This window comes from Streptomyces sp. NPDC024555, assembly GCF_055559335.1.
The window spans coordinates 25,808-44,748 of the sequence record NZ_JBVHKV010000007.1 but is presented as its reverse complement, the minus strand read 5'-3'; the positions used below and the strand labels follow the sequence as shown (position 1 = coordinate 44,748).

The 18,941-nt window shown below is 73.2% G+C and carries 17 protein-coding genes and 2 pseudogenes; 7 read left to right on the top strand and 12 right to left on the bottom strand.

The window, feature by feature from the left end; translation table 11 throughout:
• Window positions 1-58 precede the first annotated feature (58 nt).
• Entirely contained in the window at window positions 59-1,411 is a 1,353-nt protein-coding gene (locus ACZ4FH_RS13625; RefSeq protein ID WP_467304522.1) for a glycoside hydrolase family 5 protein, read from the bottom strand.
• Between the two features lie 424 nt (window positions 1,412-1,835).
• Here ACZ4FH_RS13625 and ACZ4FH_RS13620 point away from each other — a divergent pair, with 424 nt between their 5' ends.
• Window positions 1,836-4,214, top strand: coding sequence for a discoidin domain-containing protein (locus ACZ4FH_RS13620; protein ID WP_467304520.1), 2,379 nt, complete (start codon window positions 1,836-1,838; stop codon window positions 4,212-4,214).
• Window positions 4,215-4,283: 69 nt separating this feature from the next.
• On the opposite strand, the gene ACZ4FH_RS13615 is transcribed toward ACZ4FH_RS13620, so the two are convergent.
• From ACZ4FH_RS13615 to ACZ4FH_RS13595, 5 genes are read right to left on the bottom strand one after another with little or no spacing between them, the layout of a single operon-like run.
• On the bottom strand, window positions 4,284-5,528 hold the full coding sequence (locus tag ACZ4FH_RS13615; protein ID WP_467304518.1) for an ABC transporter substrate-binding protein: 1,245 nt from the start codon (window positions 5,526-5,528) through the stop codon (window positions 4,284-4,286).
• A complete protein-coding gene (locus ACZ4FH_RS13610) occupies window positions 5,525-6,628 on the bottom strand; it encodes a branched-chain amino acid ABC transporter permease (protein WP_467304516.1) in 1,104 nt (367 codons plus the stop codon). Before ACZ4FH_RS13610 ends, ACZ4FH_RS13615 begins: the two co-directional genes overlap by 4 nt.
• Window positions 6,621-7,511, bottom strand: coding sequence for a branched-chain amino acid ABC transporter permease (locus ACZ4FH_RS13605; RefSeq protein WP_467304515.1), 891 nt, complete (start codon window positions 7,509-7,511; stop codon window positions 6,621-6,623). The genes ACZ4FH_RS13610 and ACZ4FH_RS13605 overlap by 8 nt, the downstream gene beginning before the upstream one ends.
• A complete protein-coding gene (locus tag ACZ4FH_RS13600; protein ID WP_467304514.1) occupies window positions 7,508-8,314 on the bottom strand; it encodes an ABC transporter ATP-binding protein in 807 nt (268 codons plus the stop codon). The genes ACZ4FH_RS13605 and ACZ4FH_RS13600 overlap by 4 nt, the downstream gene beginning before the upstream one ends.
• The gene (locus ACZ4FH_RS13595; protein ID WP_467304512.1) at window positions 8,302-9,099 is read right to left on the bottom strand and encodes an ABC transporter ATP-binding protein; all 798 of its coding nucleotides are present in this window, start codon (window positions 9,097-9,099) and stop codon (window positions 8,302-8,304) included. The genes ACZ4FH_RS13600 and ACZ4FH_RS13595 overlap by 13 nt, the downstream gene beginning before the upstream one ends.
• A gap of 282 nt (window positions 9,100-9,381) precedes the next feature.
• On the opposite strand from ACZ4FH_RS13595, the gene ACZ4FH_RS13590 reads away from it, so the two are divergent.
• Window positions 9,382-10,266 (top strand): PucR family transcriptional regulator, encoded by an 885-nt coding sequence (locus ACZ4FH_RS13590; protein ID WP_467304510.1) that lies wholly within the window; start codon window positions 9,382-9,384, stop codon window positions 10,264-10,266.
• Between the two features lie 188 nt (window positions 10,267-10,454).
• Here ACZ4FH_RS13590 and ACZ4FH_RS13585 read toward each other — a convergent pair whose 3' ends face one another.
• Entirely contained in the window at window positions 10,455-11,570 is a 1,116-nt protein-coding gene (locus tag ACZ4FH_RS13585) for a glycerate kinase (protein ID WP_467304509.1), read from the bottom strand.
• A gap of 160 nt (window positions 11,571-11,730) precedes the next feature.
• Between ACZ4FH_RS13585 and ACZ4FH_RS13580 the strand changes: the two genes are divergently transcribed.
• Window positions 11,731-12,222 (top strand): NUDIX domain-containing protein, encoded by a 492-nt coding sequence (locus tag ACZ4FH_RS13580; protein WP_467304508.1) that lies wholly within the window; start codon window positions 11,731-11,733, stop codon window positions 12,220-12,222.
• 28 nt (window positions 12,223-12,250) lie between these two features.
• Here ACZ4FH_RS13580 and ACZ4FH_RS13575 read toward each other — a convergent pair.
• Window positions 12,251-12,379: pseudogene (locus ACZ4FH_RS13575) on the bottom strand (DUF2191 domain-containing protein); the annotation flags it as partial.
• Window positions 12,380-12,556: 177 nt separating this feature from the next.
• A pseudogene (locus ACZ4FH_RS13570) lies at window positions 12,557-12,628 on the bottom strand (DUF2191 domain-containing protein); the annotation flags it as partial.
• Window positions 12,629-12,694: 66 nt separating this feature from the next.
• Here ACZ4FH_RS13570 and ACZ4FH_RS13565 point away from each other — a divergent pair.
• Window positions 12,695-13,426 (top strand): SIR2 family NAD-dependent protein deacylase, encoded by a 732-nt coding sequence (locus ACZ4FH_RS13565; protein WP_467304506.1) that lies wholly within the window; start codon window positions 12,695-12,697, stop codon window positions 13,424-13,426.
• A gap of 33 nt (window positions 13,427-13,459) precedes the next feature.
• Window positions 13,460-14,158: a class I SAM-dependent DNA methyltransferase gene (locus ACZ4FH_RS13560; protein ID WP_467304505.1), complete on the top strand. Its 699-nt coding sequence runs from the start codon at window positions 13,460-13,462 to the stop codon at window positions 14,156-14,158.
• A 16-nt stretch (window positions 14,159-14,174) separates the two neighbouring features.
• Here the strand turns inward: ACZ4FH_RS13560 and ACZ4FH_RS13555 are convergent, their stop codons facing one another.
• Window positions 14,175-14,759 (bottom strand): CGNR zinc finger domain-containing protein, encoded by a 585-nt coding sequence (locus tag ACZ4FH_RS13555; protein WP_467304503.1) that lies wholly within the window; start codon window positions 14,757-14,759, stop codon window positions 14,175-14,177.
• A gap of 86 nt (window positions 14,760-14,845) precedes the next feature.
• On the opposite strand from ACZ4FH_RS13555, the gene ACZ4FH_RS13550 reads away from it, so the two are divergent.
• A complete protein-coding gene (locus ACZ4FH_RS13550) occupies window positions 14,846-15,763 on the top strand; it encodes an alpha/beta fold hydrolase (RefSeq protein ID WP_467304502.1) in 918 nt (305 codons plus the stop codon).
• Between the two features lie 236 nt (window positions 15,764-15,999).
• The gene (locus ACZ4FH_RS13545) at window positions 16,000-16,581 is read left to right on the top strand and encodes a TMEM165/GDT1 family protein (RefSeq protein WP_467304501.1); all 582 of its coding nucleotides are present in this window, start codon (window positions 16,000-16,002) and stop codon (window positions 16,579-16,581) included.
• Window positions 16,582-16,721: 140 nt separating this feature from the next.
• Here the strand turns inward: ACZ4FH_RS13545 and ACZ4FH_RS13540 are convergent, their stop codons facing one another.
• Together ACZ4FH_RS13540 and ACZ4FH_RS13535 are read right to left on the bottom strand one after the other, a co-directional pair.
• Window positions 16,722-17,252: a methylated-DNA--[protein]-cysteine S-methyltransferase gene (locus ACZ4FH_RS13540; protein ID WP_467304499.1), complete on the bottom strand. Its 531-nt coding sequence runs from the start codon at window positions 17,250-17,252 to the stop codon at window positions 16,722-16,724.
• Window positions 17,249-18,736, bottom strand: coding sequence for an AlkA N-terminal domain-containing protein (locus ACZ4FH_RS13535; protein ID WP_467304498.1), 1,488 nt, complete (start codon window positions 18,734-18,736; stop codon window positions 17,249-17,251). Before ACZ4FH_RS13535 ends, ACZ4FH_RS13540 begins: the two co-directional genes overlap by 4 nt.
• Between the last annotated feature and the right edge of the window lie 205 nt (window positions 18,737-18,941).

Below are 18,941 nucleotides of genomic sequence, written 5' to 3'. Positions count from 1 at the left end.
CGGCATCCGGACCGGGTGTGCCGGGAGGGGTCCGCGTCCCTCCCGGCGCACCGCCCGGTCAGCCGCTCCCGTACACGTCCGAGAGGCTGATGCCCGTCGTGGAGCCCGTCCCGCCGAGGGGCACCTCGTGGTCGAGGCTCACGAACTTGCCGTTCTCCTGCCACAGGGCCGGCTTGAGGAGGGCGTACTTCGCCTCGTCCCAGGTGGCCCAGTCGTAGCCGAGGAGACCGCCGGTGTCACCGGAGTTGGGGTTCAGGCACCAGAAGGTCTGGCTGATGCGGTTCTCGACGATGAGGTCGCGCAGCGCCTTCAGCCACTTCTCGTTGGGGCCGTTGTCGAGGAAGCCGCCCCATTCGCCGATCAGCAGCGGTGCGGTGTTGTTCTTGTGCAGGTAGAGCCAGTTGGGGTCCCAGACGTCGCGCTCCAGGGTCGTACGGTTCCAGTCGCCCTGGAACCAGGGCTGCTGGTAGACGAGCGGGCCGTAGTCGTGCGGGGAGTAGACCAGCTGGTCCTGCTGGGCGCCGAGGTCCACGGGGTGCTCGGCCGCGCCCCGCAGGTTCCCGCCCCACCAGACGGAGTCGTAGTCGGCCGCCGAGGTGGACGTCCAGGTGGTGCCGTCCTTCGGATAGACCTCGATGCCCTCGCAGAGGATCAGGACCTTGGGGTTGACGGCGAGGATGCGCCGGCCCGCGGTCTGGCAGGCGTACTTGAAGTTGTCCGGGTCGGTGGAGCCGTCCCATTTGGCGCGCGGGCTCTCGGACGGTTTGCCGTGCGGCTCGTTCTTGATGTCCATCGCCACGAGGGTGTCGTCGTCCTTGTAGCGGTCGGTGACCCACTCCCAGGCCGTGTAGAACTGCTCGGTGGTGATCGAGCCCTTCCACCACACGGGGTGGATGTGCCCCGAGTTGTCGGCCTCGGCACTGTGCACGTCGAGCATGACCTTGATGCCGTACTTCCGGGCCGTCGCGAGGAAGGCGTCGAAGACCTGGAGGGTGTTCTTGTCCTTCAGCTCGGGGTTGGCCCAGGTGTTGACCGCGCTGGAGACCGCCGCCTGGCCGTTCTTCCACTCCAGCAGCAGCTGGGTGGAGATCGGCACCCGGACGAGGTTGATGCCGCGCTGGGCCATCTGCCCGGTGAGGGTGTCCAGATTGGCCGACCAGAGGCCGTGGAAGACGCGTTCGGTGGCGTTGAAGCCGAACCAGTTGACGCCGGTCAGCCAGACCGGACGGCCGTTCTCGTCGACGATCCGGTTGCCGTCGGTGTGCAGCCAGTCCGTGCCGGCGGCGGCGCGAGGGGCGGGAGCGGCGGCGGGCTCGGCCTGGGCCGTGACCGGTCCGCACAGCGCGAAGAGGGCGGCGAGCGCGGTGGCGGCCGCCGCCGCGCCCAGGCGCGTGCTTCTGAAGGGGGTCATGCTTCTTCGCCTTTCGGTGGGGGTACGTGGGGCGCGAGAGCAGTACGGGAGCGCTCCCAGACGATCTGTGCACGGGGCGCGCGGGATCCCTTCACCGAGCGCATGCGCCGGTCCCGCGATATGGGAGCGCTCCCATATCGACGGCGGATCGATGCCCGCAGGCCGAACCGTGGCATCGGCCCAGGAGGCGCGTCAACACTTTCGACAGTGTTTCGATGGACGCAAGAACTTGCAGACATCGGGGGCCCGGTCGGGCCGTACTCCGCCAACCACCACACAAAGCCGCATTCCCCCTCTGAAGACGTCGCATAATTTAGCTCCGTCATCACATTTTTGCGCACGCTCATAGACTTACTTGCGAAGGTGCTCCTAGCCTGTGGGCGTCCGGAACCCCCACGAGCCGAGCCGCAAGGACACATCTGACGTGACCCCATCACCCCGACATCCCTGGCCGAGGCGTTCGCTCGCCGCCTCCCTCTCCCTGGCCCTGGCCGCGTTCGGCACCGCCGCCGCCGTGGTCCTCTCCGGTGCCCCGGCCGCCCAGGCCGCGGGCGTCCCCGCCCCCTCGCCGCTGGCCGTCCCCGGTCGCGGCGCCACCGTTCCGTTCACGGAGCAGGAGGCCGAGTACGCGGCCACCAACGGCACCCTGATCGGCCCGAACCGCCTGTACGGCACCCTGCCGTCCGAGGCCTCCGGCCGGCAGGCCGTGACCCTCGACGCCGTCGGCGAGTACGTGGAGTTCACGCTCACCGCCCCGGCGAACGCCATGTCCTTCCGGTACTCGCTGCCGGACAACGCCGCCGGATCGGGCCGGGACGCCTCGATCGACGTACGGGTGAACGGCGGCTCGGCCAAGGCCGTGCCGGTCACCTCGAAGTACGGCTGGTACTACGGCGGGTACCCGTTCAACAACAACCCGGGCGACACCGACCCGCACCACTTCTACGACGAGGCCCGGACCATGTTCGGGTCGACGCTGGCGGCGGGCACCAAGGTCCGGCTCCAGGTCTCCTCGACCGCCGACTCACCGTCGTTCACCATCGACCTGGCGGACTTCGAGCAGGTGGCCGACCCGGTCGCCAGGCCCTCGGGCGCGCTCGACGTCGTCGCCGACTTCGGGGCCGACCCGACGGGGGCCGCCGACTCGACGGCCCGGATCCAGGCGGCCGTGGACGCGGGCCGGACGCAGGGCAAGGAGGTGTACATCCCCCGGGGCACCTTCCAGGTCCGCGACCACATCGTCGTGGACAAGGTGACGTTGCGCGGCGCGGGGCCCTGGTACTCCGTGCTGACCGGGCGCGACCCCTCCGACCGCTCGAAGGCGGTCGGCGTCTACGGCAAGTACGCCGCGCAGGGCGGCAGCAGCGACGTCCTGCTCAAGGACTTCGCCATCATCGGCGACATCCGGGAGCGGGTGGACAACGACCAGGTCAACGCCATCGGCGGCGCCCTGTCGAACTCCACGGTGGACAACGTCTGGATGCAGCACACCAAGTGCGGCGCCTGGATGGACGGCCCGATGGACCACTTCACCATCAAGAACAGCCGCATCCTGGACCAGACCGCCGACGGCGTGAACTTCCACTACGGAGTGACCAACTCCACGGTCACCAACACCTTCGTCCGCAACACCGGTGACGACGGTCTGGCGATGTGGGCGGAGAACGTCCCGAACGTGAAGAACACGTTCTCCTTCAACACGGTGATCCTGCCGATCCTCGCCAACAACATCGTCACCTACGGCGGCAAGGACATCACCATCGCGGACAACGTGATGGCGGACACGATCACCAACGGCGGCGGACTGCACATCGCCAACCGCTACCCCGGCGTCAATTCCGGCCAGGGCACGGCCGTCTCCGGCACCATCACCGCGGCCCGCAACACCCTGATCCGGACCGGGAACAACGACTACAACTGGCGCTTCGGCGTCGGCGCGGTCTGGTTCAGCGGGCTCAACGAGCCCATCAACGCCACGATCAACATCTCCGACAGCGAGATCCTGGACAGCTCCTACGCCGCGATCCATCTGATCGAGGGCGCGACGAACGGGCTGCACTTCGACCACATCAGGATCGACGGCGCCGGAACGTACGCGTTGCAGATCCAGTCCCCGGGCACGGCCACCTTCGACAACGTCGTGGCCACGCACATCGCCCAGTCCAACCCGATCCACAACTGCGTCGGCAGCGGCTTCCGGATCACCCGGGGCGCCGGGAACTCCGGCTGGTACGCCGATCCCCCGGCCTGCACCGGCACCTGGCCCGACCCGGTGTGGACCAACGGCGGTGTGCCGGGCGGCGGCAGCGGCCCGACCGATCCCACGGACCCGCCGACCGATCCGACCGACCCGCCCACCGACCCGACCGACCCGCCCGAGGAGACGGGCAACCTCGCCCGGGGCCGTACCGTCACCGCGTCCGGCCAGGCGGACGTCTACGCGCCCGCCCGCGCCGTCGACGGCGACGCGAACAGCTACTGGGAGAGCACCAACAACGCCTTCCCGCAGACGCTGACCGTCGACCTCGGTGCGGCGAAGGCCGTGAAGCGGCTGGTCCTGAAGCTGCCGCCGGCCGCCGCCTGGTCGACCCGCACGCAGACCCTGGCGGTGTCCGGCAGCACCGACGGCACCACGTACAACACGCTGAAGGGCTCCGCCGGTTACACCTTCGATCCGGCGGGCGGCAACCAGGCGACCGTCACCCTGCCCGGCACGGCGACCCGGTATCTGCGGCTGACGTTCACCGCGAACACCGGCTGGCCCGCGGCGCAGCTCTCGGAACTGGAGGCGTACACCGGCTGACGGGGTATCCGGAAAGCACCGGCGGGCGGCACACCGTGAGGTGTGCCGCCCGCCGGCCGTCCGGTCCGGCTACTTCACGGGGTAGGACTTCGCCGCGGCGGCGGCCTCGGCGGGCCTGACCACCTTCAGTCCGCCGGGGGTCTTCAGGTCCGGCTTCATGATCACGCTCTCCCGGGTGGAGGGCGCCGCCGGGTCGGAGAAGTCGTGCGGCATCCCGAAATCGGCGCCGAAGTCCTTGATGGTGAGCAGCGCCTTGTCGACGCCCTCGCGGGTGAGGTCCTTCGCGGCGCAGGCCTTCTCCAGCGCGTCCCCGAAGAGGCTCGCGGCGTTGTAGCCCGCGATGACGCCGTTGTCGAGGCCGTCCTCGGGATAGGCGGCGGAGTAGTCCTTCGCGAGCTTGGCGGGCCCTGCGCCCGGGTCTCCGATCGGGAGGGTGGAGGCGGCCACGTAGTAGTCCTGCGCGAGGGCCGGTCCGGCCTGGGTCTTGAGGAGTTGCGGGGCGAAGGCGGAGTTGTTGCCGATGACCGGGACCTTGAAGCCGGTGGCGGCGGCGACGCCGACGAGCGAGGCGGCCTGGCGCGGTCCGGCGCTGACGACGACGGCCTTGACGCCGGCCTGCTTGAGGGCGGCGACCTGGGCGGTCATGTCGTTGTCGGTGGGCTTGATCTTCTGTTCGACGACGGTGAGCCCGGCCTCCTTCGCGGCGTACTTCGCGCCCGCGAGGGCGTTCTCGCCGTAGTCGCCCTCGAAGTAGACGTGGCCGATGCGGTCGCCGCGGGCGATGCGCTTCTCGGAGAGGAGGTAGTCGATCGCGTTGATGGTCTCGACGTCGTAGGTGGCGCCGATGACCCGGATGTAGGAGCTGCCGAGGAGGTTGGCGGACCAGGCCTGGGGCAGGACGAGGCCCTTGTCGCCGTTGACGCGGCTCTCGACGGCGGCGACGAAGGGCGAGCCGATGAACTGGACGAAGCCCAGCACCTTCGGTTCCAGCTCGGTGTATCCGGCGACGGCCTTCTGGGGGTCGTAGCCGTGGTCGCGGACGGTCAGTTCGACCGTGCGGCCGCAGATGCCGCCGGCGGCGTTGGTCTCCTTGACCCAGAGCTGCTGGGCCTGGGTGACGCTCTTGCCGAGGGAGGCGTAGACGCCGGTCATGTCGGTGAGCGCGCCGAGCGTGATCGTCTTGCCGGTGACGCCCTCGCCGGTCTTGATCCCGCCCTTGTCCTCGCCGCCGCCGGAGGGTTCGGCCTTTCCGCTGCAGCCCACGAGGGTGAGGGCGAGGGCCGCGCACACGGCCCCGAGCACACGCAGTTTCATTTCTTGTCTCCCGGGTTCTTCGGCGGACGTGTCAGGCCGCCGGGCAGGAACAGGACCGCCGCGACCACCGCGGCGCCGTACAGGTAGCGCGAGGCCTCGCCCGGTGACAGTCCGCCCGTGCCGGGGGCGGAGACCAGGGGCAGGGAGTCGCTGTAGTGGGTGAGCAGCTGCGGGAGCAGCGTGACGAACGCGGCGCCGACGACGGCGCCCGCCACGGTGCCGAGCCCGCCGATGACGATCATGGCGAGGTATTCCAGGGAGAGGACCATGCCGAAGTACTCGGGCACGGTCCGCTGGAAGACGAGGGCGAGCAGGACCCCGGCCAGTCCGGCGTACATGGACGACAGGACGAAGACCCCGGCCCGGTAGCGGGCCACCGGGACGCCCATCACCCCGGCGGCGATCCGGTGGTCGCGGATGGCGTTGAGGGCCCGGCCCGGCCGGCCGCGCAGCACGCCCCGGGCGAAGAGCCCGCTCAGCGCCAGGGCGAGCAGCGCCACGTACCAGAGCTTCTCCGAGGACTGGAACGGGACGGAGGCGACCAGCACCTCGGTGTCGTCGAAGGTGAGGCCGAAGAGCGAGAGCGGGGGCACGTCGCGTCCGTTGAACCCGCCGGTGAGCGAGCCTGCGTTGAACAGGACGTGCTGGCCGATGAAGATCAGGGCGAGGGTGGCGATGCCGAGGTAGGCGCCGCGCAGCCGGCTCGCGATGGGGCTGAACAGTCCGCCGGCCGCTCCGGCGAGGAGGACGGCGAGCAGGGCGGCGAGCCAGCCGGGCAGTCCGAGCCCGGTCAGCTGGTGCCCGTTCTCGGTACTGCTCTCCCCCGCCAGGACGCAGTAGCCGTAGGCGCCCACGGCGAGGAAGAAGGCGTGGCCCATGGAGAGCTGGCCGGTGGCGCCGGTGAGCAGGTTGAGGCCGATCGCGCCGATGGCGGCGGCCATCGCGAAGAGCCCGGCCTGGAGCCAGAAGCGGTCGACGTAGAAGGGGAGGGCGAGCAGCAGCACCGAGCCGGCGGCCCAGAGGTACGTACGGGGGCGGCGCAGCCGGGCGGCGGCGGCCGTGATGCCCGGGGCGGCGGGTGCGGTGGTGGTCTCAGACACGGGCCAGCTCCTTCGTTCCCAGGAGTCCCGCGGGCCGCAGCAGCAGCACGAGCACCATCACCAGATAGGGGGCGAGGTCGCCGATGCCGCGGCCGAGGAAGGACAGATCGCTCTGGTATCCGGTGGCGAGTGCCTCGGTGACGCCGACGATCAGCCCGCCGGCCAGGGCTCCGGTGGTGGAGTCGAGTCCGCCGAGGATGGCGGCGGGGAAGGCCTTGAGGGCGGCGAGCGAGGTGGCGCGTTCCAGTCCGGGGGTGGGGAAGACGGTGAGGAAGAGCGCGGCCACGGCGGCGAGTGCCCCGGCCACCGCCCAGGCGGTGAGCGAGACCCGGCCGAGCCGGATGCCCATCAGGGCGGCGGTCTGCGGGTTCTCCGCGGCGGCCCGCATCGACACGCCCCAGGAGGTGAAGCGGAAGGCGAGCAGGAACACGGTGATGAGCAGGGCCGCGGCGACGAAGGCCGCGATGCGGGTCTGGGCGAGGGTGACGTCGCCGAGGGTGACGACCTTGTCGCCCCAGGGGTCGCCGAGCGAGAGGACCTCGGTGCCCATGCGCCGGGTGAGTTCGGTGGTGAGCAGGATGTCGACGCCTATGGTGACGATGGCCAGGACGCTCTGGTCGCCGCCCCGGTAGCGGCGCATCACCAGGAACTCGACGGCGGCGCCGACGACCGCGGCGCCCGCGATCCCGGCGCCGAGCGCGGGCCAGAAGCCGATGTCGTCGTGGAGGACCGCGGTGACGTAGCCGCCGGCCAGGAGCAGCGAGGCATGGGCGAAGTTGACGACCTCGGTGGCCTTGAAGATGACGACGAAGCCGAGCGCGATGAGCGCGTAGACCGAGCCGATGGAGAGTCCGCCGAGGAGGAGTTCGATGAAAGTGGTCATTCCTGTGTCCCCAAGTAGGCCTGGACGACGGCCGGGTCGTTCTGGACCTCGGCGGGGGTGCCGCCGGAGATCCTGCGTCCGAAGTCGAGTACGGTCACGGCGTCCGCGAGCCGCATGACGACGCCCATGTCGTGTTCGACGAGCACGATCGAGATGCCGAGGCTGTCGCGGATCCCGGCGACGACGGCCGCGGTGCGCCGGCGTTCGTCGGCAGTCATGCCCGCGACGGGTTCGTCCAGGAGCAGGACCCTCGGTTCCATGCAGAGCGCCCGGCCGAGTTCGACGAGCTTCTGCGTGCCGTACGGGAGGGCGGCGGCGGGGCGGTCCAGGTCCTTGTCCAGGCCGATGAACGCGGCGATCTCGCGGACCCGTTCGCGGTGGCGCCGCTCCTCGCGGGCCGCGGCGGGCAGCCGCAGCCCGGAGGCGAGGAAACCGGCCCGGGTGAGCCGGTGCCGGCCGAGCATCAGGGTGTCGGCGACGGTGGCGTGCGGGGGCAGCGCGAGGTTCTGGAAGGTGCGGGCGACGCCGAGCGCGGCGATGCGGTGCGGGGCGAGTCCGGTGAGCCGGGTGGCGCCGAGGTGGACGGTGCCGGAGGCGGCCCGGTAGACCCCGGAGAGCACATTGAAGGTGGTGGACTTCCCGGCGCCGTTGGGGCCGATGACGGCGTGCACGCTGCCCGGCTCCACGGTGAAGGAGATGCCGTCGAGCGCGGTGAGCCCGGCGAAGCGCACGGTGACGTCGCGGACCGTGAGCGCCTCGGGGGCCGCCGCGGTGGTGTCCTGAGCGGTCGTCACGCGGACCACCTGCTGAGCGTGGGTACGGTGCCGGCGGCGCTCCCGGCGTCCTCGGCGGCGGTCTCGTCGACGACGCCGAGGTAGCGGCGGCGGACCTCGTCGGAGGCGGCCAGTTCGTCGGCCGGTCCCTCCAGGGCGACCTCGCCGACCTCCAGGACGTAGGCGGTGGAGGCGAGGCGCAGGGCGATCGCGGCGTTCTGCTCGACGAGCAGGACGGAGGTACCCGTGGCGTTGATCTCCCGTACGGTGTCGGCGATGCGGGCCGCCATCAGCGGGGCGAGGCCGAGCGAGGGTTCGTCGAGCAGCAGCAGCCGGGGCCGGGCCATCAGCGCCCGTCCCATCGCCAGCATCTGCTGTTCGCCGCCGGAGAGCAGCCCGGCCCGCTGGTGGGCGCGCCGGGCGAGGACGGGGAACAGCTCGTGGACGCGGGTCAGGGCCTCGGCGGCGGCCTTGCGTCCGCCCCGGGCGCCGAGCGCGCCCGCCCGCAGATTGTCGGCCACCGTCATCCGGGCGAACACCTGGCGGCCCTCGGGGACCTGGACCACTCCGGCGGCGACCACCTGGGCGGGGTGCAGCCCGTCCAGGGGCCGTCCGTCGAAGCGGACCGTGCCCGTACCCGTACCCCGGTGGAAGCCGAGGGTCCGCGAGACGGCCCGCAGCAGTGTGGTCTTCCCGGCCCCGTTGCCGCCGAGCACGGCGGTGATCGTGCCGGCCGGCACATCGAGCGAGACGTCGCGCAGCGAGCGGACCGGGCCGTAGCCCACCGACAGTGCGCGGATCTCCAGCGTTGCCACGCGTCCTCCTCCTTCCGCCTGTCATGGAGCGGACGCGTGGGTGCCGTACGGGCACGGGGATCCCGGCCCGGAGGCGGCCGGCGGTTGCCCGTCCGGTGCGTCCGTGCGCCACAGACCAGCAGCGGGCGGGCCGCGCGTCCACGGCCCGGGGCCCGGACGCTGCGGATGACCAGTGCCGGAGCGGCCCGGTTGGGCACATGCACAGACGGCGGCCCGGCCCGCTCCCCCGGGCCGGGGAGCGGTGTCATCCTCACGGCGCGGGCCGGACGGCACGGACGCCGGATGCCGGATGCCGTGAAGGGACGGGACACCGGCGTGGTCGGCCGGGGAGACGGAGCGGGTATGCGGCGGCGCGGGGACGGACGGGCGGGGGCGCTCCTCGACGCGTTGCTGGACGGCGACGGCGGCCCGGACCTCGTCCGTCTGGCGGCCGGTGCGCTGGCGCTGCCGGAGCGGGGGCGGTACGCGGTCGCGGTCGTCGTTCCGCCTGCGGGTGCCGGTGAACGGCCCTCCGGCGCGCACGGGTTGAGGTTCCTGTGGCGGGCCCGGCCCGGCCGGGAGATCGCGGTGGTGGTGGCGGGGGACGCGGACCCGGTCGCGGTGGCGGCGGCCGTGTCGGCCGTACGGCCGGGTCCCGGCGGGGTCGGGCCGGTGGTGGAGGGGCTGTCGGGACTGGGGACGGCGCGCCGGCTGGCGGAGGCGGCACTGCTGGTGTGCGGTCCGGGCGGGGACCGGGCGGTGTGCCTGGCGGGCCGGATTCCGGCGGCCCTGGTGGCGGGCGGCCCGGACCTCGCGGCCCATCTGGCCGAGGAGGTGTTCGGCCCGCTGCTGGACCGCGCCCCGGCGGACCGGGCGGTGCTCGTGGCGACGCTGGAGGCGTGGCTGGACTGCGACGGCTCGGCGGCGCGCGCGGCGGCCCGGCTGCGCTGTCACCGCAATACCGTGCTGAACCGGCTGCGGCGGCTGGAGACGCTGACCTCGCGGTCGCTGTCACGGCCCCGGGAGCTGGTGGAGGTGGTCCTGGCCCTGGAGGCGGTCCGGAGTGCGCCGGGCGGCGCGGGACCGGTGCGGATCCCGGCGGAGGGCCACGCGCCGGGATCGCCGGACGGCCCCCGGGTGCTGCCGCACGGGCCGGGGGGATGGCGCGGGGCCGGGCACGTGGGCTGATCCGGGGCGGTGCGGAGGGAACCCGCCCGGGACCACGCGTCCCCGTACCACCGGAACCGGGAACGCCCCAGGTCACAGCCTCACGGCCCCGTGCCACCGTGACCGGGAGCACCCCGGTCACGGCCTCACGATGTCACCGCCCCACGCAGCCCGCGGTCACCGCCCCACGGCGGCCCCGTCCCGCGGAATCAGCTCAGGAAGTCCCGCCCGATCGACTCCGCGACCCGCTCCAGCAGCGGGCCGGCCTCGGCCATGCAGACGGCGGGGTCGGGTTCCAGTGCGGTGAGCGGGTAGGCGCGGCGGATGCCCGCGCGGCCCAGGGAGTCCGGGGGCAGGGCGAGGCGCCCGCAGACCGCGACGACGTCGAGGCCCGCGGCGCGGGCCGCGGCGGCGACGCCGGCCGGGGCCTTGCCGTGCAGGGTCTGCTCGTCGAGGGAGCCCTCGCCGGTGATGACGAAGGTGGCGCGGGCCAGCGCGGGGGCGAAGCCGAGGACGTCGAGCATGACCTCGATGCCGGGCCGGAAGCGCGCGCCGAGGGCGACCAGGGCGCCGTAGCCGATGCCGCCCGCCGCACCCGCGCCCGGCAGCCGGGCCTGTCCGGGGCCGAGGACGGAGGCGTAGTGGGCGAGCGCCGCGTCGAGGAGGGCGATGTCGTCCTCGGTGGCGCCCTTCTGCCGGCCGTAGACCTCCGGCGCCCCGGTGGGTCCGGTGAGGGGGTTGTCGACGTCGCTGGCGAGGATCAGGTCGACCGCGCCGAGCCGGGGGTCGAGCCCGGACAGATCGGCCGTGGCCAGATCGGCGAGGGCGGCGCCGCCGGGGCCGACCGGTTTGCCGTCCGCGTCCAGGAAGCGGGCGCCGAGCGCGGTCAGCATCCCCGCGCCGCCGTCCGTGGTCGCACTGCCTCCGACGCCGAAGACGATGGTCCGCGCGCCGGCCTCCACCGCGGCGAGCAGCAGTTCGCCGGAGCCGTACGTGGTGGCGGTGAGCGGGGCGAACACGCCGGAGGGCAGGTGCTGGAGGCCGGAGGCCTCGGCCATCTCGACGACGGCGGTGGTGCCGCGCACCGCGTAGGCCGCGGTGACGGGGTCGCCCAGCGGGCCGGTCACCCGGGCCTCGCGGCGTTCGAATCCGGCGGCCACCGCGGCCGCCACCGTGCCGTCGCCGCCGTCCGCGACGGGCAGGGCCTCGACCCGTACCCCGGGAACGGCCCGCCGCAGCCCGGCCGTGACCCGCTCCGCGACCTGTACGGCCGTCAGCGAGCCCTTGAACTTGTCCGCCGCGACGAGCACGCGTGCGGTCTCCATCACTGCTCCGTCCGTCACCTTGATTCCCTTTGCATTCGAACAGGCAGTCGCGCCGCCCCGACCCTATCCGCAGCACCCCCTCCCTGCCCATGGGTGTCCGGGCCCTGGACCGCCCCCGGGCCGGACCCGGCGGTGCCCGCCGCGCCGCTACGCTGCTGCCGTGACGACCTCTGACTACGCCACCTACATCGCCGGTCTGCCCAAGGTGCTGGCGGGCGCGGCCTGCCTGTTCCGCGACGCCCGGGGCCGGGTGCTGCTCGTCGAGCCGAACTACCGGGAGGGCTGGACGCTGCCCGGCGGCACGATCGAGTCGGCGGACGGCGAGACCCCGCGGCAGGCCGCGCGGCGCGAGTCCGCCGAGGAGATCGGACTGGACCTGGAGCCGGGGCGGCTGCTCTCCGTCGACTGGACCCGGGGCAGCGCACGGCCGCCGATCGTCGCCCATGTGTACGACGGCGGGGTCCTCGACGACGAGGCGCTCAAGGCGATCCGGATCCAGGAGGAGGAGCTGCTGTCCTGGAAGCTCGTCGAGCCGGCGGAGCTGGACGCGTATCTGATCGGCACCCTGCTCCCCCGGGTGCGCGCCTCGCTGGAGGTACTGGACTCCGGTGCGGGCACGGCGGAGCTGGTGGACGGCCGGCCCGCCGTCTGATCCCCCGGGCCCGGTGCGGCCCGCCGGGTCAGCCCTGGGTGTCCTGCGGCCTGATCCCGTCCTCGCGCACGGTCTCCTCGCGGGCCGCGGTACGCGCCTCCGTGCGGTGGCCGCGCGCGATGTAGTCGCGTACGACGAGTTCGACGGCGTCCTGGGGCCTGTATTGAGTTCCCCGTCGTCCGCCCGGAGGGCGGGCGCAGCGGCGGTCGGTGCGTGCGATCGGCGTGCGGGGGCCCAGGTCATGTGGCGGAGCCACCTGTCCTGGGTCCCCGTGCGGCGAGCGTGCGTGCCGGGCGCCGGGGCGCAGACGGGGAACTCAATACAGGCCCCAGGGGTTGCCGACCCCCGCGAGGACCATGACTTCGACGACGAGTTCCGCTTCCAGACCCACCATTACCTTCGCCATGGCGGGACGGTAGCAGCCCGCGATATCGCCTCGCCGCAGGCCGCGTCGGCTGCGTACGCTCGCGCCATGACACTCGTGGCGATCCTCAGCGGTGCCGGTATCTCCACGGACTCCGGCATCCCCGACTACCGCGGGCCGAACGGCTTGTGGCGCAAGGACCCGGAGTCCGAGAAGCTCGTTCAGTACGACCTGTACATGGCGGATCCGGACATCCGCCGCCGCTCCTGGCTGATGCGCCGGACGAGCGCCACGTGGAACGCGGAGCCGAACGGCGCGCATCGCGCGGTCGTCGCGCTGGAGCGGGCCGGCGTCCCGGTCCGGGTGATCACACAGAACGTCGACGGGCTGCACCAGCTGGCCGGGATGCCCGCCCGCAAGGTCCTCGAACTGCACGGCACCGCGCGCGAGGTGGTGTGCACCCGCTGCCACCGCCGGACGACGATGGCCGAGGCGCTGGACCGGGTGGAGGCCGGGGAGCCGGATCCGCCGTGCCGCGACTGCGGGGGCATCCTCAAGTCGGCGACGGTGATGTTCGGCGAGCGGCTCGATCCGGTGGTCCTGGGCGAGGCGATGGGCGTCGCCAAGGCCTGTGAGGTGTTCGTCGCGGTGGGGACCTCGCTCCAGGTGCAGCCCGCCGCGTCGCTGGCCGGCCTCGCGGTGGAGCACGGGGCGCGCCTGATCGTGGTGAACGCGGAGCCGACGCCGTACGACGAGCTGGCCGAGGAGACGATCCGGGAGCCGATCGGCACCGCGCTGCCGGCGCTGCTGGAACGCCTGGCGGAGGAGTCGGGCGCCTGATCCGGCCCGGCGGGCCTCGGTACGGTCCGCCGTATGACTCCCGCCGGCTCCCCCGCCCGTCCCCCGCTGACCACCGGAACGGCCCCCCGTTCCGCGCACGACACCGTCGCCGCCGTCCGGTCCTCGTACGACACCGTCGCCGTCGCCTACGCGTCCCTGCTCGCCGACGAGTTGGCGGACAGACCGCTGGAGCGGGCGGTGCTGTCCGTGTTCGCCGGGTACGCGGCGGCGGCCGGGGGTCCGGTCGTCGACGCCGGGTGCGGGCCGGGCCGGGTGACGGCTCTTCTGCGGGACCGCGGGGTACCGGCGTTCGGGGTCGATCTGTCGCCGGGCATGGTGGCGGAGGCCCGCCGCCGCCATCCGGATCTGCGCTTCGAGGTGGGCACGACGACGGCGCTGGACGCGGCGGACGGCTCGCTGGGCGGGGTGCTCGCCTGGTACTCGCTGGTCCACACCCCGCCGGAGGAACTGCCCCGCCATCTGGCCGAGTTCCACCGCGTACTGACGCCGGGCGGTCCGCTGCTGCTGGCCTTCAAGGCGGGGGACGAACGGGTCCGGCTGGAGCGGGCGTACGGGCATCCGGTGGATCTGGACGTGTACCGCTTCTCCCCCGCGCGGGTGGCGCGGCTGCTGGGGGCCGCCGGGTTCGAGGGGGTGGCCGGGCTGGTCCGGGCGGCGGAGGGGACGGAGGCGACACCGCAGGCGTTCCTGCTCGCACGCAAGAGCGCGTAGGCGGTTCGCGGGCGCCTCAGTGCGGGCCGTCGTCCTTGTGGCGGGCGTAGTAGCGGGCGACCCGGGCGCGGTTGCCGCAGCGGGCGGCCGAGCACCAGCGGCGGCGCGGGTGGGCGGGCAGGAAGAGCATCGTGCAGTCGTCGGCCTCGCACTCCCTGACCTTCGCGAGCGCCGGACCGGCGAGCAGCAGGACGGCGTCCTCGGCCAGCGCCGCCGCCACCCGCGCCCCGAGCGGGCCGGAGCGGCGGGGTTCCGCCGTGAGCGTCCCGTCGCTCCACTCCGCGAACCGGACGGCGGGGGCGGCACGTTGTGCCTCGTTCAGGGCGCGCAGGTCGGCGGGGTCGGGGCGCTCGCCCCGGCGGGCCGCCGCGAGGGCGCGGGCGGTGTGGGTCCGCACGGCGCGGACGGCCGCCGCGTCGGCCGCGTCCGCCTCGGGTGCCCCGGCGGCGCCCGGGAGCCGGCCGGCCTCCAGGGCCAGCCAGCGCAGCAGGCCCTCCGCGTCGGCGAGATGGTCGGGCGGGTCGCCCTCGGCGGCGTACGGCAGCGTGTTGAGCAGGTCCAGGGCGAGCGGTTCGCCGGTCAGGGGCTCGGGGCCAGTCATGCGACTAATGCTAACTCACGCGCTTGACACATTAGCCGGTCGCCTCATAGAACTAATGGGTCATTCCATTGAGGAGGCATGTGAACATGGTGATCCAGACGGTTCCGCAGATCCGCCACCGGCACATCGAGGTCGACGGCGTCCGTGTCTTCTTCCGCGAGTCGGTCCCGTCGCCGGCCGCGGACGACGCCTCGCCGCTGCTCCTGCTGCACGGATTCCCCTCGGCCTCGCACCAGTTCCGCCGCCTCATGGACGCCCTCGGGGCCCACTACCGGCTGATCGCGCCGGACTACCCGGGGTTCGGCCACAGCGACGCCCCCGCCTCCACGTCCGAGGGCGGCTCGTTCACGTACACCTTCGACCGGCTCGCCGACGTCATGGAGGGCTTCGTGCGCGCGCTCGGACTGGAGCGCTTCGTGATGTACGTGTTCGACTTCGGGGCCCCCGTGGGGTTCCGGCTCGCCACCCGTCACCCGGAGTGGATCGCCGGGCTCGTGGTGCAGAACGGCAACGCGTACGCGGAGGGGCTGTCACCGACGGCCCGCGACTTCATCGCGCTGCGACGGGACACCCCCGGCGCCGCCGACACCGTGCGCACGCTGCTGACACTGCCGGCGACGCGCGGCCAGTACGAGGGCGGGACCGCCGATCCGCACCTGGTGGCACCGGACGGCTGGACGCTGGACCAGCACTTCCTGGACCTGCCCGGCCGCACCGCGCCGCAGCTGGACCTGGCCTTCGACTACCACTCCAACGTGGCTCTCTACCCGCGCTGGCAGGAGTGGCTGCGGGCGCACACCCCGCCTGCCCTCGTCGTCTGGGGCGCGCACGACATGTTCTTCCCCGAGCCCGGCGCCCTCGCCTATCTGCGCGACCTCCCGGACGCCGAGCTGCACCTCCTGGACACCGGGCACTTCGCGCTGGAGGACCGTCTGCCGGTGATCGCCCCGCTGATCGCCGCGTTCCTGGACCGTGTCGGGGCCGCTCCGGAGGCCGTCCGGTAGAGTGAGGGGCTGCGAAGGGGAGTAGCCCCGCGAACCGGTCGTCGACACACTGGAACCCCCGGGTTCCCGGTGGCCGGGTCCGCGCTCCGGCACGGACGGGCGAGACCTTCGGTCAGGTATGACACGTCCACATCCCGTGGGCGGTGCCGTCATGCCGGGCCGAGTGGTCCTCCGAGACGCCCGAGCGGCACTTCGCGGAAGATCCGGAGCCCGGCTCCTACAGAAAGCCACCCGGAATGCATCTCGACCCCCTGGCGATCATCACCGCTTTCGGGCTGATCTTCCTCGCCGAGCTCCCCGACAAGACGATGTTCGCGTCGCTCGCCATGGGCACCCGCATGCGCCCGCTCTACGTCTGGTTCGGCACCTCGTCCGCGTTCATCGTCCATGTCGCCATCGCGGTCGGGGCGGGCGGCCTCCTGGGGCTGCTGCCCGACTGGATCGTCAAGATCGTCTCCGCCTCGCTGTTCGCCTTCGGCGCCTTCATGCTGCTGCGCGCCGACGGGGGCGACGACGAGGACGAGGACGGCCCGAAGACGGTGACGGGCTTCTGGCCGGTGTACTCGACCGCGTTCACGGCCGTGTTCATCAGCGAATGGGGCGATCTGACGCAGATCACCACGGCCAACCTGGCCGCGAGCAACGGCGCCTGGTCCACGGCCATCGGCTCCGCCGCCGCCCTGATGTCCGTATCGGCCCTGGCGCTCCTGGCGGGCCGCTTCATCGCCAAGCGCGTCCCGCTCAAGACGGTCCAGCGCATCGGCGGACTGTGCATGCTGGGCCTGGCGATCTGGACCGTGATCGAGATCTTCGTCTGATTCCGGCCTCCGTCCGATCCGGGCCTCCGTCCGGGGCCGGTCCTCGGCCGGTCCGGTCCGGCCGGCGGGACGGGAAAGGGGCGGGCCCCCGCGTATCCGCGCGGGGGCCCGCCCCTTTTTCCTCGGCCGGCGCGGATCCTCTAGAAGAGCGCCGGAACGCTGTCCTCGGTGCCGTTCTCGAACGCCAGCAGCCGCTGTTTGCGGTCCAGGCCGCCGCCGTAACCGGTGAGGCTGCCCGAGGCCCCGATCACCCGGTGGCAGGGCACGATGATCCCGACCGGGTTCTTCCCGTTCGCCAGGCCCACCGCCCGGGAGGCCCCCACCCGGCCCAGGTTCCCGGCCAGTTCCCCGTACGTCCGGGTCTCGCCGTACGGGATGCGGCACAGCTCCGCCCAGACGCGGCGCTGGAACGGGGTGCCGTCCAGACGCAGCGGCAGGTCGAACGCGCGCAGCTCACCGGCGAAATAGGCGTCCAGCTGCTCGATCGCCTCGTCGAAGGGGGCGGGATCGGGGACGCCGAAGGTCTCCTCGGGCGGCCGGTGCCGCTGTCCGGTCATGTACAGGCCGCAGAGGACCCCGTCGGCGGCGACGAGGGTCAGCGGCCCGTAGGGGCTGTCGGTCACGGTGTGCCGGCGCTCGGCCGGGCCGGTGGATGCGGTTGCGGTGCTCACGGGGAACCTTCGGCTGAGGGGAGATGGTTGATGGGGTGGTCGTCGACGGTCCAGAGGTACTGGACGGCGTACGCGCGCCAGGGCCGCCAGTCCGCGGCGCGGGCGGTCAGCGCGGCGGGCGTCGCGGGCAGGCCCAGGTGCTGGGCGGCCCGGCCGATGCCCAGGTCGGTCGGCAGGAAGGCGTCCGGGTCGCCCAGCGCCCGCATCGCGATGACCTCGACGGTCCAGGGGCCGAATCCGGGCAGGGCGCCCAGTTCGGCGCGGGCGCGCTCCCAGTCGCTGTCCGGGCCCAGCCGCAGCGAGCCGTCCGCGAGCGCCCCGACGAGCGTGGTGAGCGTCCGGCGGCGGGAGCGCGGCAGCGCCAGCCGCTCGGGGTCCAGTCCGGCCAGGGCCTCCGGGGCCGGGAAGAGATGGGTCAGCCCGCCCTCGGGATCGTCCACGGGGGTGCCGTACGCCGTGACCAGCCGGGCCGCGTGCGTCCGGGCGGCCGCGGTGGAGACCTGCTGGCCGAGAACGGCGCGTACGGCGAACTCCGCGCCGTCGACCGTGCGCGGCACCCGGCGTCCCGGGGCCGCGTCGACGAGCGGCGCGAGCAGCGGGTCGGCGCGCAGTTGCGCGTCCACGGCCACCGGGTCGGCGTCCAGGTCGAGCAGCCAGCGGCAGCGGCTGATGGCCCGGGTGAGGTCGCGGGGGTCGGTGAGGGAGAGCCGGCAGGCGATGTGGTCGGGGCGGGGCGCGAGGGAGACGATGCCGTGGCCGTGCGGCAGGTCGAGGGTGCGGCGGTAGGCGCCGTCGCGCCATTCCTCCACGCCGGGCACGGCGGTCGCGGCCAGATGCCCGAAGAGGTTGGACGGGTTGAGCGGGGCGCGGTACGGCAGCCTCAGCGCGATCACGCCGGGGGTCGCCGCCGGGCGCGCCGAGCGGGCGGCGCGGGCGCGCAGTTCCCCGGGGGCGAGGGCGAAGACCTCGCGGACCGTGTCGTTGAAGGTGCGGATCGAGGAGAACCCGGCGGCGAAGGCCACCTCGGCCATGGGCATCCCGGTCGTCTCGATGAGCAGCCGCGCGGTCTGCGCCCGCTGCGCGCGGGCCAGGGCCAGCGGTCCGGCACCCAGCTCGGCGAGCAGCTGCCGTTCGATCTGGCGGGCCGAGTAGCCGAGCCGGGCGGCCAGTCCCGGGACGCCCTCCCGGTCGACGACGCCGTCCCTGATCAGGCGCATCGCGCGGGCCACCGAGTCGGCGCGGGCGTTCCACTCGGGCGATCCGGGGCTGGTGTCGGGCCGGCACCGTTTGCAGGCCCGGAATCCGGCCTGCTGACAGGCGGCGGCGCTCGGGTAGAACGTCATGTTCTCGGTCTTGGGCGGGACGACCGGGCAGCTGGGGCGACAGTAGATGCGGGTGGTCAGGACGGCGGTGAAGAACCAGCCGTCGAAGCGGGCGTCCTTGGAGCGGACGGCCCGGACGCAGCGCTCGGTGTCGGTGTGCATGGTCCCAGCATGGGTCACGGTCCCGGGCCGGGGCTGGCGGAAATCCGACATGGGCGTGCGCCCGCCGCACCCGTGCGGACGTCCGGCGCGGGCCCGGGTGAAGGGGCGGGCGGCGAGTTGACAGACATCCGCGCGATGAGAGGCTGGAGGGGGTTGTGGGGCCCGTGGGCCGCGTGGACCGGCTGGGGCCGCGCGGAGCGGGGGT

Bases quoted from the DNA above. Each gene is read 5' to 3' on its own strand.
- ACZ4FH_RS13625 (WP_467304522.1), bottom strand. From the start codon at position 1,411: ATGACCCCCTTCAGAAGCACGCGCCTGGGCGCGGCGGCGGCCGCCACC.
- ACZ4FH_RS13615 (WP_467304518.1), bottom strand. From the start codon at position 5,528: ATGAAACTGCGTGTGCTCGGGGCCGTGTGCGCGGCCCTCGCCCTCACC.
- ACZ4FH_RS13605 (WP_467304515.1), bottom strand. From the start codon at position 7,511: ATGACCACTTTCATCGAACTCCTCCTCGGCGGACTCTCCATCGGCTCG.
- ACZ4FH_RS13590 (WP_467304510.1), top strand. From the start codon at position 9,382: ATGCCGGATGCCGTGAAGGGACGGGACACCGGCGTGGTCGGCCGGGGA.
- ACZ4FH_RS13585 (WP_467304509.1), bottom strand. From the start codon at position 11,570: ATGGAGACCGCACGCGTGCTCGTCGCGGCGGACAAGTTCAAGGGCTCG.
- ACZ4FH_RS13565 (WP_467304506.1), top strand. From the start codon at position 12,695: ATGACACTCGTGGCGATCCTCAGCGGTGCCGGTATCTCCACGGACTCC.
- ACZ4FH_RS13560 (WP_467304505.1), top strand. From the start codon at position 13,460: ATGACTCCCGCCGGCTCCCCCGCCCGTCCCCCGCTGACCACCGGAACG.
- ACZ4FH_RS13555 (WP_467304503.1), bottom strand. From the start codon at position 14,759: ATGACTGGCCCCGAGCCCCTGACCGGCGAACCGCTCGCCCTGGACCTG.
- ACZ4FH_RS13550 (WP_467304502.1), top strand. From the start codon at position 14,846: ATGGTGATCCAGACGGTTCCGCAGATCCGCCACCGGCACATCGAGGTC.
- ACZ4FH_RS13545 (WP_467304501.1), top strand. From the start codon at position 16,000: ATGCATCTCGACCCCCTGGCGATCATCACCGCTTTCGGGCTGATCTTC.
- ACZ4FH_RS13535 (WP_467304498.1), bottom strand. From the start codon at position 18,736: ATGCACACCGACACCGAGCGCTGCGTCCGGGCCGTCCGCTCCAAGGAC.